The sequence below is a fragment of the Micromonospora sp. NPDC047793 genome, assembly GCF_040642635.1.
GTDB lineage: Bacteria > Actinomycetota > Actinomycetes > Mycobacteriales > Micromonosporaceae > Micromonospora.
The window spans coordinates 119,326-134,089 of record NZ_JBEYSG010000003.1 but is presented as its reverse complement, the minus strand read 5'-3'; the positions used below and the strand labels follow the sequence as shown (position 1 = coordinate 134,089).

The following is a 14,764-nucleotide window of genomic DNA, read 5'->3' as shown; positions in this document are numbered from 1 at the left end:
CCCCGACGACGCCGGTCGCGCAGCGTCACGACCGCGACGGAGCTGCCGATACACTTGCCACCCCTCCGCACGTCCAGGGCAGGTGCATTGGCTCGTCGTCGCTTCCGCGTCCCCCGTCCGCTGCGCGCCGCCCTCGGCCTGCTCGCGGCCACCGCGCTGCTGGCCGGCTGCTCGGTGACCGCCCCGCCCACCACGCCCGCCCCGTTGCGGGTGCTCCAGATGAACCTCTGCAACAGCGGCATGGCCCTGGGCTGCTACACCGGGCGGGCGGTGGACCAGGCCGCCGAGGTGATCCGCGCCGAACGCCCGGACATCGTCACGCTCAACGAGATCTGCTCCGGTGACGTGGACGCGTTGGAGCGCGCCATGACCGGCGTGCACTCCGGCACCGTGGTCGCGGCCTTCCAGCCCGCCCGCAACGGCCGCACCGGCGAGCCCTACCGCTGCGTCAACGGCCAGCAGTACGGCGTCGGCGTACTGGCCCACGTCGCCGACCCGTACCAGGGGCACGAGCTGCACCGGGGGGTCTTCCCGGCGCAGGACCCGGCCGACCCCGAGCAGCGCGCCTGGCTCTGCGTGGACGCCAGCACCGTCTTCTACGCGTGCACCACGCACCTGGCGTACACCAGCTCGACGCTGGCGCTGGCCCAGTGCGGGCACCTGCTCGGGGTGGCCGTACCCGAGCTGCACGCCGGTGCCGGCTATCAGCCGACGGTGGTCAGCGGCGACCTCAACCTGCGGCACGGCGGCACGCCCGACGTGCGGTCCTGCGTACCCGCCGACTACCAGCACCTGCACGACGGCGGGGTGCAGCAGTTCATGGCCACCCCGGACCTGACGATCACCGCCAGCAGATCGATCGACATGCGCGGCACCACCGACCACGCGGCGTTCCTGGTCACCCTCACCACCGAGCGGGCCGAGAACCCCGCCGCCTGACGACCCGGACCGTCAGTCCCACCAGAACGCCCAGGTCGGAGCGTTGACGATGCGGTCCGCGTAGCCGGCGAGCGTGCACGGGCTCTGCCCCTGCCAGATGTTGTCCGGGCAGAAGGCGAAGTGCTCGGCGGCGATCGGCAGCGCCTCGTCGACGGTCGTCGGCGGGGCGGCGACCGAGAGGTACAGCTCGGCGAAGCCGAGGCCGATCACGCGTACCCCGAACCGGTCCTCCCAGCTGCGCAGCACCGCGGAGAGCCGGCCGGCGTCGTTGGTGTAGTTCACCGGCCCCTGCCAGCCGAGGACGGCGAGCGCGTCGCTGCCCCGCTCGGCGGCGACCAGACCGAGCCGCATGTCGGGCTGGGCCAGCGACAACTGCTCGGCCCAGTGGTCGGCGTGCTCCTGCGGCGTCACCCGGGGCGACGCCGGTGCCGCCAGGCCGGGCCAGTCCTGGCCGTACGGCGCGGAGACGGCGAGCTGTCGGCTGGTCGGCTCACCGCCCTCGTAGTCGGTGGTGTGGTCGGACCACCATCCGGCCAGCAGCCGCTCGGGGTCGTGCTCCGCCGGGTCGGAACTGCTCGCCGGCCACAGCTCGCCGTCGGCCCAGGGGCGATCCGGGTCGCCGTGCAGGTGGTCGAGGAGCAGCGGCCACAGCCCCGACGTCGCGTGCGCCGCGTGCAGCTCCGGCCACAGTCCGGACGGGGCCGGGCCGTCGCTGAGCCACAGCGCGGGACGCTCGTCGGGTGCCTCCTCGCTGCGGACCGTCCGGCCGGGCGGAAGCGACACGGGCAGGGTGCGGCGGTGCGGCTGCGCGTCGGCGAACAGCTCGGCCAGATCGGTGGGAAGGTCGTTCAACTGCGAGGTCACGAGGCGTGAGGATAGTCGCCTACACCGACAACTCCGGCCGACGAGCCGTTCGCTCCGACCCGTGTCATCCCGGCGCGTCGGCCAGGATCTGCTCGCGCAGGATGTCGGCGTGCCCGCAGTGCTCGGCCAGCTCGCGCAGCACGTGCAGATAGACCCAGCGCAGCGGGATCGGTCCGCGCCGGTTGCCGTGCAGCAGGTCGTCCAACCCCAGCGGGGCGGTGGCACGACGGGACGCCGCACACGCCTGCCGGTGTGCCTCCTGGACGCTGGCGACGGTGTCACCGTCGTCGAGCAGGAACGACTCGTCCGGCGTGGCCGGGATGCCGATCTCGGCACGTGACCGGCGCGTCACCGCCTCGTCGAACCAGACCTTCTCCACGAAGGTCGCATGCTTGACCAGACCCAGCAGGGTCGTCCGGGACGGCACCAGCGACCGGCGGGCCTGCTCCTCGGTCAGCCCGTCGAGACAGTGCTGCAGCTCGGCACGGTGCTGGTCGATGAAGACCTCGAACTGGTCCCGCAGCGGCGCGTCGATGACCCGCTCGAAGTCGGGCACGGAGGGCGATGACATGAGCGAAGCATGTCAACCCCGCGACGGCGGGGCAAACAGGTTGCCGGATCCTCGCCGCATGCTGCCGTCAGCAGAATGCCTTGGCCGGTCGCGGCCGGTCCGGACATCCTGGCCGCATGGACCTGGGCTTCGGTGGTGAAGTGGCACGGCTCTACCAACGCTACCGGCGCGGCTATCCGCCGGCCGTCTTCGACGTGCTGGCGACGACGTTCGGTCTGACGCCGCAGGACGTGGTCGTCGACCTCGGCTGCGGCACGGGCCAGCTCACCCTGCCGCTCGCCGCTCGGGTGCGGGCGGTCGTCGGGGTCGATCCGGAGCCCGACATGCTCGTACTCGCCCGTCGGGCCGCCGAGGACCAGCAGGTCGCCAACGTGAGCTGGGTCCTCGGTGCCGACTCCGACCTGCCCGCGTTGGGGCGGCTGTTCTGCGACGGGAGTGTGGGCGCGGTGACCGTCGGGCAGGCTCTGCACTGGATGGCGCATGAGAGCGTGTTCGCCGGGCTCCGTCCGCTGCTGCGTCCCGGTGGCGGAATCGCGGTGGTGGCCAACGGGACCCCTCTGTGGCTTCAGGACACGTCATGGTCGCGGGCACTACGTGCCTGCCTGGAACGCTGGCGCGGCACCGAACTGAGCCGGAGCTGCGGCACCGACACCGACAGCCGACGCCGGTACGCCGACGCACTCACCCGGCACGGTTACCACGTCACCGAGACCGTGGTCGAATACACCGACGAGATCGACCTGGACGCTCTTCTCGGCGGCGTCTACTCCAGCTTCCCGGTCGACGCCCTGCCCCCGCCGGCGCAACGGACGGAGCTGTCCACGATGATCCGCGACGCGCTGGGCCCGGCCACCCGGTTCCGCGAGCACGTCCGCGTCTGCGTGCTGACCGGCCGGATCGGGTAGTCCCGACCCGGCCGGTCGCAGGTCAACGTTGCACGCGGGCGCCGGCTCCGCGCACCAGTGCCTCCACCTCGGCGAGGTTGGCCATCGACGTGTCGCCGGGGGTGGTCATCGCCAGGGCGCCGTGGGCGGCGCCGTACTCCACGGCCTGGGTCAGGTCGCCGTCGCGCTCCAGCAGGCCGTAGATGAGCCCGGAGGCGAAGCTGTCGCCGCCACCGACCCGGTCCATGATCTCCAGGCCGGGGCGGTGGGTGGCCTCGGCGAACGCGCCACCCGACCATGCCACGGCGCCCCAGTCGTTGACCGTCGCGCTGTGCACGCCGCGCAGCGTGGTCGCCACGACCTTGAAGTTCGGGTACTCCTGGACGACGGCCTCGATCATCGTCTTGAAGTTGCCGGCGTCGAGCGCGCCGCTGTGGATGTCGGTGTCCGGCACCTCGAACCCGAGGCAGGCGGTGAAGTCCTCCTCGTTGCCGATCATCACGTCGACCAGGGCGGCGAGCCGACGGTTGACCTCCCGGGCGCGGTCCTGACCACCCACCGCCTTCCAGAGGCTGGGCCGGTAGTTCAGGTCGTAGGAGACGATGGTGCCGTGCCGGCGGGCGGCGGTCATCGCGGCCTCGGCGGTCTGCGCGGCCGTCTCCGACAGCGCCGCGTAGATGCCGCCGGTGTGCAGCCACCGCACCCCGAGCGTGCCGAAGAGGTGGTCCCAGTCGACGTCGTCCGGCTTGAGCTGGCTGGCGGCGGAGTGGCCCCGGTCGGAGGTGCCGACCGCCCCGCGTACGCCGAAACCGCGCTCGGTGAAGTTCAGTCCGTTGCGCACGCTACGGCCGATGCCGTCGTAGGGCAGCCAGGTGACGAAGCTGGTGTCCACGCCGCCCTGTAGGATCAGGTCCTCCAGCAGCCGGCCGACCTCGTTCTGGGCGAACGCGGTGACCACCGCGGTCCGCAGGCCGAAACAGCGGCGCAGGCCCCGGGCCACGTTGTACTCGCCGCCGCCCTCCCAGGCCCGGAACTGACGCGCGGTGCGGACCCGCCCCTCACCGGGGTCGAGTCGCAGCATGACCTCGCCGAGCGAGACCAGGTCGTACCGGCACTCGTCCTTCGGCCGAGGGGTCAGCTCGCTCTGCGCGCTCATGCCGGCACTCCGCTCCGCTGCGTGCCGCCATGAGGCACCACCGCACTGCACCCGATGATTCGCTCGCTCTGCTCGCTCATGCCCGGCCTCCCGCCGCCGCCACCGCCGAGGCGGTCCGGCTGGTGATCTCGTCCCACTGCTCACCGGCGATCAGGTCCGCCGCCACCATCCAGGTCGCGCCGACGGCCAGCACGGCGGGCAGGGCAAGGTACTCGTCGATCACGGCGGGCGTGAGGCCGCCGGTGGGGATGAACCGGATGTCGCGGAACGGCGCCGCCAGCGCCTTGATCATCGGCGCGCCGCCCAGCAGTTGGGCGGGGAAGAACTTGACCACGTTCAGGCCGGCGTCGACGGCCATCTGGATCTCGGTCGCGGTGGCCGCGCCGGGGAAGACCGGCACGCCGGCCTCCTGGCAGAAGCGCACCACTGCGGGGGCGAAACCGGGGGTCACCACGAACCGGGCACCGGCGGCCACGGCCCGCTCGGCCTGCTCGGCGGTGAGCACGGTGCCGGCACCGACCGTGAGATCGCCGCGCCCGGCCACCGCCTTGATCGCGTCCAGTCCGGCGGCGGTACGCAGGGTCACCTCGATCGCCGACAAACCGCCCTTGACCAGCGCCGAGGCGAGTGGATCGGCGTGCCGGGCGTCCTCGAGGACCACCACCGGCAGCACCCGTCCGACGTCGATTTTTCCAGATCCCTGGCCAGATCGTTCAGATCCTTGAACGTTAGTCACGTACGTGACCTTACTGGAGGCGTACCGGCTTCGCTAGAGTGGGCCGGTGCCCACCGCGCAAGAGGAGTTCCAGCCCGTCAAGTCGGCCGGCCGCACTCTCGACCTGCTCGAACTGCTCGCCGACCAGCCGCGCTCCTGGGCCCTGGGCGACCTGGCACGCGCGCTCGGCATCCCCAAGAGCAGCCTGCACGGGCTGCTGCGCACGTTGACCAGTCGCGGCTGGGTGCAGACCGACGACACCGGCACCCGGTTCCGGCTCGGCCTGCGGGCCCTGCGGGTCGGCGCCGCCTATCTCGACGGGGACGACCGGGTCGGCCTGCTCGGCAGCGTCCTCGACGAGCTGTCCCGCCGGTTCGGCGAGGCCGTCCACCTCGGCCGGCTCGACGGCGACCAGGTGGTCTACCTGGCCAAGCGGGAGTCGGTGCACCGGCTGCGGCTCTACAGCGCGATCGGCCGCCGGTTGCCGGCGCACGCCACCGCCCTCGGCAAGGCCCTGCTGGCCGGGCACCCGGAGCAGACGGTCGACACGTTGCTGACCTGGCCGCTACCCCGCCTCACCCCGCACACCGTCTGCGACCGGGACGCCCTGCACGCCGCGCTGGCCGACGTCCGAGCGACCGGGCACGCGGTGGACCGGGAGGAGAACGCCGAGGGCATCGTCTGCTTCGCGATGGCCGTCCCGCTGTCGTCCCCGGCGGTGGACGCGGTGAGCATCTCCGTTCCGGTCTCCCGGCTACGGCCGGAGATCGAGGCGTCGATCGTCGCGGCGCTGCGGGAGATGGTCGGTGGCCTCACCCAGGCCCGCAGCATGGTGGTCGCGTAGCGCCCGCAAGCGGGTCAGCGCAGTCACGCGGATCGCTGTAGTGTCGGCCTCGATCATCGACAACAGGTGATCGAGCCATCACGGGGGCTCCTCAACATGATGTTGGGCGCCCATCGACGATCCGTCGGAGGGTACACATGAACACCGCACTGAAGGCTGGCCTGCGCACGGTCGCCCTGACCGCGCTGCTGGCACCCGCGCTCGTCCTGGTTCCCGGCGCGGCCCAGGCCGCGCCGAGCGGCTGCTCGGGCCGGTACAACCTGGAGTACCAGAACACCTACGCGGTCTACTGCGGCACCGGCAGCGGCGAATACCGCGCCAAGGCCCGCTGCTACCGCATCGGCAGCGAGAACTACACCACCAGGTACGGCACGTGGAAGCGTCCCGGCGGCACGCACTCGACGGCTTTCTGCCAGTCGAACGAAGAGGTGGCGAGCGGGAGCTGGGAACTCCGCGGCTGAGCCTCGACCTGTCCCACGGCAGCGCCGACATCCGGGGATGACGTCCGCCGTTTCACCACCTCCTTGATCGGGCCGGGGGGTTCGGGACGGAATCACTCCTCCTGAACCCCCCGGTGTCACCCGACCTGCGTCAGGCCGGCAGGCGCCAGACCTGGTTGGCGCCGCCGAAGCAGTCCCAGATCTGCAACCGGGTGCCGTCGGCGGAGCTGTTGCCGGTGGCGTCCAGGCATCTGTTCGACGCCGGGTTGCGCAGCGTGCCGTTGGACTGGGCCTGCCAGACCTGCGCGGTGGTGCCGTTGCAGTCCCAGAGTTGCACGGGCGTGCCGTTGACGGTGCCCGCACTGGCCACGTCCAGGCACTTACCGAGGGCCCGCAGGGTGCCGCCGGAGGCCACCGTCCAGCTCTGCGCACTGGTGCCGTTGCAGGTGTAGAGCTGCACGGCCGTGCCGTTGGCGTTGCTCGCGGCGGCCACGTCCACGCACTTGCCGGCGATGCCGGTGATCGGGCCGGTCCGGCCGGTCGGCGGCGGGGTGCCGCCACCCATGACGGTGTCGTAGATCGCGCTGACCAGTGAGGTCGAGCCGCTGGTGTCCTGGGTCAGCTCCCAGTTCATCATGCCGCCGGCGTTCGCCATCGCCCACTGGGTCTTGCGCTTGACGGTCGGGATGCCGTTGTAGCACTGCTGGACGCCGCCAACCGTGGTGCAGTCCCGGTTGGCGTTGGCCGGGTCCATACCGACCAGTTGGGTGTACGTGTAGTAGCCGGGCCGGCTGTAGAAGGGCACCCCGAGGACGGCCTTGGCGGCCGGCAGTCCGCGCGCCTTCCATCCGTTCACCGCGTTGATCGACCAGTCGTAGTTGGCGTGCGGGCTGCCGCCGTCGTACGCCATGATGTTGAGGAAGTCGACGTGGTTGAAGACCGAGGTGGGCACGCCGTCGCGGTAGTAGCCCTCGGCGACCACGGCGGCGGTCAGCAGCTTGCCCTGCGGGCGCAGCGCGTTGCCGAGCTGCTGCATGAGCAGGGCGTAGTTGGCGGCCGAGGCGCCCGGGTCGGGGTACTCCCAGTCCATGTCGACGCCGTCGAGGCCGTACTGGTTGACGAACGAGACCAGGCTGTTGACGAACGTGGTGCGGGTGCCGGCGTTGGCGGCGAGAGCCTCGAAGGCGCTGTCGTCGCCGTCGTTCCAGCCGCCCACGGCGATGGAGACCTTGACGTTGTTGGCCCGGGCCAGCGACACCAGCGAGGAGAGCTTGCTCGGGTTCTCCACCGGCCGCAGGGTGCCGTTGCTGTTGGGCAGCACGAACGCGTAGTTGATGTGGGTGAGCTTGCCGTACTGGACCGAGTTGACGTTGCCGGTCCAGGACGGCATGTAGCCGACGCTCTTGAAGTTGTTCGGCAGGACCACGGCGTGGGCGGCGGTCGGGGTGACGGCGAGTGTCGCTCCGGCGGTGACCAGGGCGAGCAGGCCGGCTGCCAGGGCCGAACGGGGGCGTGGACGTGGTGAGGACATCGAGGGCCTTCCCGGTGCGGATCACGGCGCCGTGCCGCCGTCCGGCGCCGATGGTCGTCGGCGCCGGACGAGCGTACGGGTGGACAGGGTGGTTTCCTCGAGGCAGCAGAATCTTAAAGAGTGTTAACCGTTGGGGTCAACGACAACTTTCGATGGCGAGCTATGAAAGTCGGACGACCGGCGACGAAACTCGCCAAGCGCACCACCGCCCCGGCGACAGCCGCTAGGTTCATCACCGACACCGCCGATGACGTGGCGGAACACGTCCACCGCCCGGCTCGACGACGACGGGAGCAGTCGTGCCGACAGCACCGCACGCCGACGCGCTGCGGGACGCCGCCGTCGTGCTGACCGGCGCGACGAGCGGCATCGGCCGCGCCACCGCGCTGGCCATCGCCGACCGGCCCGGCAGTCTCGTCCTGCACGGGCCGGAGCCGGAAAGCGAGGTCGCCGACCTGCTCGACCAGGTGCGCTCCCGGCAACGCCGGGATGCCGAGTTGACGTACGTGACGGCCGACTACCACGATCTCGCCGAGGTCACCCGGTTGGCCGAGCGGATCCGCGTCACGACCGATCCGATCGACGTCCTGATCAACAACGCGGGCCGTCCCGCGCCGGCCACCCGGACGGTCAGCGACGCCGGGAACGAGATCACCTTCCAGGTCGACTACCTGGCGCCCTTCCTGCTCACCACCGACCTGATCGACCTGGTCGCCGGCCACGACCGGGGACGGATCGTCAACATCGTGTCCGCCACCCACCACTCGGCCACGCTGCACCTGGACGACCTCGACCTGACCCGGCAGGCGTACGCCCCGTCGGCCGCGTACGCGCACGCCAAGCTCGCCCTGGTCACGTACACCGGTTGGCTGGCCCGGAACCGACCGTCACCGTCGCTGGACGTGGTCAGCCTGCACCCGGGCGTCATCTCGACCGGCCTGCTGCACGCGATGTTCTCTGTCGACGGGCAGCCCCCGGAGCAGGCCGCCGACACCGTCGTGCAAATCACGGCGAAGCGCGAGGACAACGGCACCTACTACGACGAGCGGGTCCCCGGCACACCCCATCCGCAGGCCGCCGACCCCGAGGTCCAGGACCGGCTGTACGAGCGCACCGTGGAGTTGTTGCGCGGCCATCTCCCGGAGTGACCGGCGCGCCGCCCGGCGGCGCATAGCATCGACCGGGATGGCTACTTCGCCCAGACGACGAAGGGTGACCCCGAGGTGTCCGCTGCCCCCACGTTCCGCAATCCCGTCGTCGCCGGATTCCACCCCGATCCCAGTGTCTGTCGGGCCGGCGAGGACTACTACCTGGTCTGCTCCAGCTTCGAGTACTTCCCCGGCGTACCCGTCTTCCACAGCCGGGACCTGGTCACCTGGCGGCAGATCGGCAACGTGCTGGACCGCCCGAGCCAGCTCGACCTGCCACCGGACGCGCACGCCTCGGGTGGCGTCTTCGCACCGACGATCCGCTACCACGACGGCCGGTTCTGGATGGTCACCACCAACGTCAGCATCGGCCGGCACCTGATCGTCACCGCCACCGATCCGGCCGGGCCCTGGTCCGACCCGGTCTATTTCGACCTGCCGCACATCGACCCCTCGTTGGCCTGGGACGACGACGGCGACTGCTGGTTGACCCTGTCGGGAGTGGCGTCGTACCGGATCAACCCCGAGGCGGGCAAGGTCCTCGAAGGCCCGGTGCCGATGTGGTCCGGCAGCGGTGGGCAGTACCCGGAGGCGCCGCACCTCTATCGCATCGGCGAGTGGTGGTACCTGCTGGTCTCGGAGGGCGGTACGCACACCGGCCACGCCGTCTCCGTCGCCCGCTCGCGCAGCGTCCGGGGCCCGTTCGAGCCCGCCCCGGGCAACCCGTTCCTGACCCACCGGAGCACCGGGCATCCGGTGCAGGCGACCGGGCACGCCGACCTGGTGCAGGCGACCGACGGCAGTTGGTGGATGGTGCTGCTGGGCATCCGGGCCAAGGGCCAGTGGCCGCCCTACCACGTGCTCGGGCGGGAGACGTTCCTGGTGCCGGTGCGCTGGGAGGACGACTGGCCGGTGGTCGACCCGGTGCAGGAGGTGACCTCCGCGCCGGCCGGAAGTCCGCCCGCCCTGGCCGCGCCGCCCGGCCCGGCGGCGTACCGGGACGACTTCGACACCGCAGTTCTCGCGCCGGAGTGGATCTCACTGCGCGACCGGCCCGCGGACGTCTGGTCGCTGACCGAACGGCCCGGCTGGCTCACCCTGCGGGCCGCCGGCAGGACCCTGGACCGGGTCGGCGTCACCATGATGGCCCGCCGACAGCAGCACCACGACTGCCGCGCCGCCGTGCGGGTCGACCCCGGCACGGGTCGGGCCGGGCTGACGCTACGCATCGACGAGGCCCACCACTACGACATCGAGGTCGGCGACGGGCTGGTCCGGGTGGTCGGCCGGGTCGGACCGTTCCGTCAGGTCTTCGGCGAGCTGCCGGTGCCCGCCGGCCCGGTCACTCTGAGCATCGCCACCCGCACCGACGACCTGCTCCCGCCGACCGTGACCGCCGCCGACCAGGTCACGGCCCCCGGTGCGCCGTTCGGCGTACGCGCCGCCGCCTGCGACACCGTCAGCTTCGAGGTGCTGACCGGGCAGGGGCCGGTCGTGCTCGCCGAACTCGACGGGCGCTACCTGTCCACCGAGGTCGCCGCCGGTTTCACCGGTCGGGTGTTCGGCCTCTATGTGACCGAGGGCAGCGCCGCCTTCGACTGGTTCGACTACCGCCCGACCGAACGCCCCTGACCGGGGCACGGGCGAGCGCCCGCCCCCGGGTCTCGGGGACGGGCGCTCGCGTGGTGGTGGAGGTCGGCCGTACGGCTCGTCGTCAGCCGACGGAGCAGGACCGGATCTGCGGGCGGGCCGAGGAGTTGCCGTTCATCATCGTGGTGAAGCCGAACGTGTTGCCGCTGCCGTTGGAGCGCATCGTCATCACGTTGCCGCTGCCGTCCCAGGTGGGGTTGCCGCTCCACGTGGCGGAGATGCGCTGCGGCGAGGTGATCGCGACGACCACCGACCAGGTGCTGGCCCCGCTGACCGTCACCGAGGTGTTGTAGCGGTCGCCCCAGACCTGACCCGGGGTGATCGTCGCGGTGCAGCCGCCCGGCGCCGGGGTGGTCGGCGGGGACGTCGGGTCGCCGCCGCCGGGGCTGCCGTTGTTCAGCGCGGTCAGCACCGCGTCGTAGGCGGCCTTCTTGTTGCCGTTGCCGTCGAACAGCAGCGGGCTCTCGTTGGAGCGCCACGAGTCGGAGTCACGGATGCCCCAGACGGTGATGCCCTTGCAGCGCGCCACGGCGAGGCAGTCGTTGACCACGTTGCGGTACGCGTCGGTCGGCGCGTTGCGGATGTCGAGCTCGGTGATGTGCACGTCGACACCGAGGGCGGCGAAGCTGGAGAGCGTGGTCCGGTAGTTGCTCGGGTAGTTCGAGCCGCCGGTGAAGTGCGACTGGAGGCCGACGCAGTCGATCGGTACGCCCCGGTTCTTGAAGTCCTGGACCATACGGTAGACGGCCTGGGTCTTGGCGTCGTTCCAGTTGTCGATGTTGTAGTCGTTGTAGCAGAGCTGCGCGTTCGGGTCCGCCGTCCGGGCGGCGCGGAAGGCGGCCTCGATCCAGTCGTTGCCGGTGCGCTGGAGGTTCGAGTCGCGGCGGGCCCCGCTGGACCCGTCCTGGAACGCCTCGTTCACCACGTCCCACCAGGCGATCTGTCCACGGTAGTGGGTGGCGACCTGGGTGACGTGGTTGAGCATGGCGTTGCGCAGCGTGGTGCCGGACATGTTCTGCATCCAGCCGGGCTGCTGCGAGTGCCAGGCCAGGGTGTGCCCCCGGACCTGCATGCCGCGGCTGAGCGCGTGCTGGACGAGCCGGTCGCCGTTGGCGTAGTTGAACTGGCCCTGGTTGGGCTGCAGCGCGTCGATCTTCATCTCGTTCTCGGCGGTGACCTGGTTGAACTCGCGGTTCAGGATGGTCGTGTACGCCGAGTCGTTGAGCCGGTTCACCGCGACGGCGGTCCCGAAGTACCGGCCGCGCTCGGCGGCCGAGGCACCGAGGGTGCTCGCCGCGCTGGCGTTGCCCGGCAGCACCACGGCGCCCGCCACGGCCAGCAGACCGACTGCGGACAGGACGATCGCCGCCCGCAGCCGTCTCGGCCGCCTGGGTGCCTGGGAAGAGTCGTTGCTCATCTCATGCTCCTTCCGGGTCCGGTGGCCCGATGACGGGCAGTATGGCTCCGGACTCGCGGGATAGGGATGATGCCCGCGATCCCTGACAAAGGGACCGCATCGGCCTTACTGGACGGAAGTATTTCAGCGGGGTTTCACGTCCGTCAATGACTTCCGGAAGTTTTCCGCAACTACCGCTGGCGGCGCCCCACGACCGAAGCGGCCAGCCACCGCCCATGCACCCTCTCTTCCGCTGCCCAGAGCAGCGAAAGGCGACCGACACCCACGTCGACTGAAACTTCCGGAGATCGAGGCCCCACATCGGACAGAGCCCATGATTCCGGTCGCCCGCCGTGCGTCGCCTGTCGATCTATCGTCACCGTGGGCAACGGCCCGACCTGCGACGACAGCCCGCAGCACCCCGAACGGACCACCGACGGCCGAAGCCGCCGACCACCCGCACCGCACCGACCCACCACCGGCACCCCACCCCGACAGCGCCCCTGATCAGCACCGACACCACCGGCCGGGCCCGTCGGCGGCGGACGCCGCTCGCCGCCCGTCACCCGGGAGGACACAGAGAGTTATTGACCTGCTTCGATACGGCGGTCTAATATTCCCGAACTACTTCCGGCAAGTTCACCGGAAGTTTCAGAGGCGTTCGGCTGGTCCTGCACGGTACGTCGGAGGTGCCGTGGACGGTCGCCGGTCGGCGCGGCGGCGATCCAGGAGGAAGTACGAGATGTCGCAGCTGATCCTGTTCGCGATCGACATCGGCGCGGTGGCCCTGCTCGTCTTCGGGCTCTACTTCCCCCGCCACCGCCGCCGCGACCTCGTCGTCGCCTACCTGGGCGTCAACGTCGGCGTCCTCGCGGTGGCGAGCGCACTGAGCGCCAGCAACGTCGGCGCCGGACTCGGGCTGGGCCTGGCCCTGTTCGGCGTGCTGTCCATCATCCGGCTGCGCTCGACCGAACTCGACCAGCACGAGGTCGCGTACTACTTCTCGGCGCTCGCGCTGGGCATCCTCGGCGCGTTGAGCACCACCCAGCTCTGGCTCAGCGGCGGTCTGATGGGCCTGATCCTGGTGGTGATGTTCCTCGGCGACCACCCCCGGCTGCTCCGTCACTACCGGCACCAGATCCTGGTGCTCGACTCGGCCGTCACCGACCATCTCGCCCTCGTCGCGCAACTGGAACAGCTCCTCGGCGGCCGGGTGCACGTCGTCACCGTGCAACGGCTCGACCTGGTGAACGAGACCACCGTGGTGGACGTCCGGTACTCGGTGAAGGGCCGGGCCACCAGCACCCTCTCCCCTGCCGGCACCGCCGCACCGGCGGGAGCCCCGCGGTGACCGGGTCGCCCGCCAGCCCGATGCTGTCGGCGATGACCCCGGTCGGGCTGGCCGACGTCCTCGGGCTGGCCGCCCTACAGACCAGGGTGGACCGCAAGTACGTCGTCCCGGTCCACGCGCTGCCCGACCTGCTGGATCAGCTCACCACGGACGCGCGGGTGCTGGAGATCGACGGGGAACGCAGTTTCCGCTACGAGTCGGTCTACTTCGACACCCCACGGTTGGCCAGCTACCACTGCGCGGCCTACCGACGACGGCGACGGTTCAAGGTGCGGACCCGCACCTACCTCGACTCCGCCCAGTGCTGGCTCGAAGTGAAGATCAGCGGAGCACGCGGCAGCATCACCAAACACCGACTGCCGTACGACCCGCAGGACCGGAACACCGTCGGCCCCGGCCGCGCCTTCGTGGACGAGGCGCTGGTCCGCGAGGCGGTCGCACCCACCGCCGCCGGCAGCAGTCTGGAACCGGTCCTGGTCACCAGCTACCGCCGCGCAACGCTGCTGCTGCCGTCCTCCGCCAGCCGGGTCACCATCGACACCGGCCTGACCTGGCAGGACGGCGACCTCGCCCTCTGCCTGCCCGAACTGGCCGTGGTCGAGACCAAGACCGGCTCCGCCGCCACGCACGCGGATCGGCTGCTCTGGCGTCGAGGGCTGCGCCCCGTCCGCATCTCCAAGTACGCCACCGGTCTGGCCGCCCTCCGTCCGGAACTGCCGGACTCACCGTGGCGACGCACGCTGCGGCGGCACTTCCAGGGCGGCACCGCACCGGTGGACACCGCACCGACCACCGTCCCCCACCGATCCGTTCAGGAGGCATCGTGCGTCTGACCGTCCGCACCGCGGCGGCACCACTGCGCACCGCCGCGATCGCAGCCGTCGCCGTACTCGTCGCCGGGTTGCTCGTCCCGTCACCGTCGCCCGCCGGCGCCGAACCGACCGCCGGCACCGAAACACTCGCCGGCACCGAAGCGGTCGCCGGCTCCGCCACCCGGACCACCGCCGACACGGCGGCCACCGCCGCCGCCTCCGAGGCCGCCGACGACCTGGTCGGCGACATCGGCTTCTCGGTGCCCAGCGGCACCTTCCAGGGCGCGGTGACGGTGGGGTTGAGCACCACCGTCAGCGGCGCGCAGATCCGATACACCACCGACGGGAACCTGCCCACCGCACAGTCGCCGCTCTATTCCGGCACCGCGCTGCGCTTCACCCGGACCACCCAGCTGCGGGCCCAGGCCTTCGTCGGGCAGACCGCCTCCGGCGCGCCGGGCAC

At 71.2% G+C, this 14,764-nt stretch carries 14 protein-coding genes and 1 pseudogene; 9 read left to right on the top strand and 6 right to left on the bottom strand.

What is annotated here, in order from left to right; all coding sequences use genetic code 11:
* Positions 1-87: 87 nt before the first annotated feature.
* Entirely contained in the window at positions 88-939 is an 852-nt protein-coding gene (locus ABZ738_RS08295; protein ID WP_236145595.1) for an endonuclease/exonuclease/phosphatase family protein, read from the top strand.
* A 12-nt stretch (positions 940-951) separates the two neighbouring features.
* Here the strand turns inward: ABZ738_RS08295 and ABZ738_RS08290 are convergent, their stop codons facing one another.
* Both ABZ738_RS08290 and ABZ738_RS08285 read right to left on the bottom strand, forming a co-directional pair.
* Complete coding sequence (locus ABZ738_RS08290) at positions 952-1,803, bottom strand: DUF4253 domain-containing protein (RefSeq protein WP_357211911.1); 852 nt, start codon at positions 1,801-1,803, stop codon at positions 952-954.
* Positions 1,804-1,867: 64 nt separating this feature from the next.
* Positions 1,868-2,374 (bottom strand): DinB family protein, encoded by a 507-nt coding sequence (locus ABZ738_RS08285; protein ID WP_131051797.1) that lies wholly within the window; start codon positions 2,372-2,374, stop codon positions 1,868-1,870.
* A gap of 116 nt (positions 2,375-2,490) precedes the next feature.
* Here ABZ738_RS08285 and ABZ738_RS08280 point away from each other — a divergent pair, with 116 nt between their 5' ends.
* A complete protein-coding gene (locus ABZ738_RS08280) occupies positions 2,491-3,279 on the top strand; it encodes a class I SAM-dependent methyltransferase (protein ID WP_357211909.1) in 789 nt (262 codons plus the stop codon).
* 22 nt (positions 3,280-3,301) lie between these two features.
* On the opposite strand, the gene ABZ738_RS08275 is transcribed toward ABZ738_RS08280, so the two are convergent.
* Both ABZ738_RS08275 and eda read right to left on the bottom strand, forming a co-directional pair.
* Positions 3,302-4,414 (bottom strand): sugar kinase, encoded by a 1,113-nt coding sequence (locus ABZ738_RS08275; protein ID WP_357211907.1) that lies wholly within the window; start codon positions 4,412-4,414, stop codon positions 3,302-3,304.
* A gap of 76 nt (positions 4,415-4,490) precedes the next feature.
* Positions 4,491-5,150, bottom strand: a complete 660-nt coding sequence (gene eda / locus ABZ738_RS08270) for a bifunctional 4-hydroxy-2-oxoglutarate aldolase/2-dehydro-3-deoxy-phosphogluconate aldolase (protein ID WP_357211906.1) — start codon at positions 5,148-5,150, stop codon at positions 4,491-4,493.
* 46 nt (positions 5,151-5,196) lie between these two features.
* On the opposite strand from eda, the gene ABZ738_RS08265 reads away from it, so the two are divergent.
* Together ABZ738_RS08265 and ABZ738_RS08260 are read left to right on the top strand one after the other, a co-directional pair.
* On the top strand, positions 5,197-5,973 hold the full coding sequence (locus ABZ738_RS08265) for an IclR family transcriptional regulator (RefSeq protein WP_357211904.1): 777 nt from the start codon (positions 5,197-5,199) through the stop codon (positions 5,971-5,973).
* A gap of 137 nt (positions 5,974-6,110) precedes the next feature.
* On the top strand, positions 6,111-6,434 hold the full coding sequence (locus ABZ738_RS08260; protein ID WP_357211902.1) for a hypothetical protein: 324 nt from the start codon (positions 6,111-6,113) through the stop codon (positions 6,432-6,434).
* A gap of 130 nt (positions 6,435-6,564) precedes the next feature.
* Here ABZ738_RS08260 and ABZ738_RS08255 read toward each other — a convergent pair whose 3' ends face one another.
* Entirely contained in the window at positions 6,565-7,944 is a 1,380-nt protein-coding gene (locus tag ABZ738_RS08255; protein ID WP_176093908.1) for a glycosyl hydrolase family 18 protein, read from the bottom strand.
* Positions 7,945-8,243: 299 nt separating this feature from the next.
* On the opposite strand from ABZ738_RS08255, the gene ABZ738_RS08250 reads away from it, so the two are divergent.
* Together ABZ738_RS08250 and ABZ738_RS08245 are read left to right on the top strand one after the other, a co-directional pair.
* The gene (locus tag ABZ738_RS08250; protein WP_357211900.1) at positions 8,244-9,092 is read left to right on the top strand and encodes an SDR family NAD(P)-dependent oxidoreductase; all 849 of its coding nucleotides are present in this window, start codon (positions 8,244-8,246) and stop codon (positions 9,090-9,092) included.
* 75 nt (positions 9,093-9,167) lie between these two features.
* Positions 9,168-10,724 (top strand): glycoside hydrolase family 43 protein, encoded by a 1,557-nt coding sequence (locus ABZ738_RS08245; protein ID WP_131051791.1) that lies wholly within the window; start codon positions 9,168-9,170, stop codon positions 10,722-10,724.
* A gap of 82 nt (positions 10,725-10,806) precedes the next feature.
* Here the strand turns inward: ABZ738_RS08245 and ABZ738_RS08240 are convergent, their stop codons facing one another.
* Entirely contained in the window at positions 10,807-12,159 is a 1,353-nt protein-coding gene (locus ABZ738_RS08240; protein ID WP_131051790.1) for an endo-1,4-beta-xylanase, read from the bottom strand.
* A gap of 721 nt (positions 12,160-12,880) precedes the next feature.
* On the opposite strand from ABZ738_RS08240, the gene ABZ738_RS08235 reads away from it, so the two are divergent.
* The 3 genes and pseudogenes from ABZ738_RS08235 to ABZ738_RS08225 form a co-directional block, all read left to right on the top strand.
* Positions 12,881-13,489, top strand: coding sequence for a DUF4956 domain-containing protein (locus ABZ738_RS08235; protein ID WP_131051789.1), 609 nt, complete (start codon positions 12,881-12,883; stop codon positions 13,487-13,489).
* A complete protein-coding gene (locus ABZ738_RS08230) occupies positions 13,486-14,322 on the top strand; it encodes a polyphosphate polymerase domain-containing protein (protein ID WP_236145593.1) in 837 nt (278 codons plus the stop codon). Before ABZ738_RS08235 ends, ABZ738_RS08230 begins: the two co-directional genes overlap by 4 nt.
* Positions 14,217-14,756: pseudogene (locus tag ABZ738_RS08225) on the top strand (chitobiase/beta-hexosaminidase C-terminal domain-containing protein); the annotation flags it as partial. The gene ABZ738_RS08230 and the pseudogene ABZ738_RS08225, both read left to right, overlap by 106 nt.
* Positions 14,757-14,764: the final 8 nt, after the last annotated feature.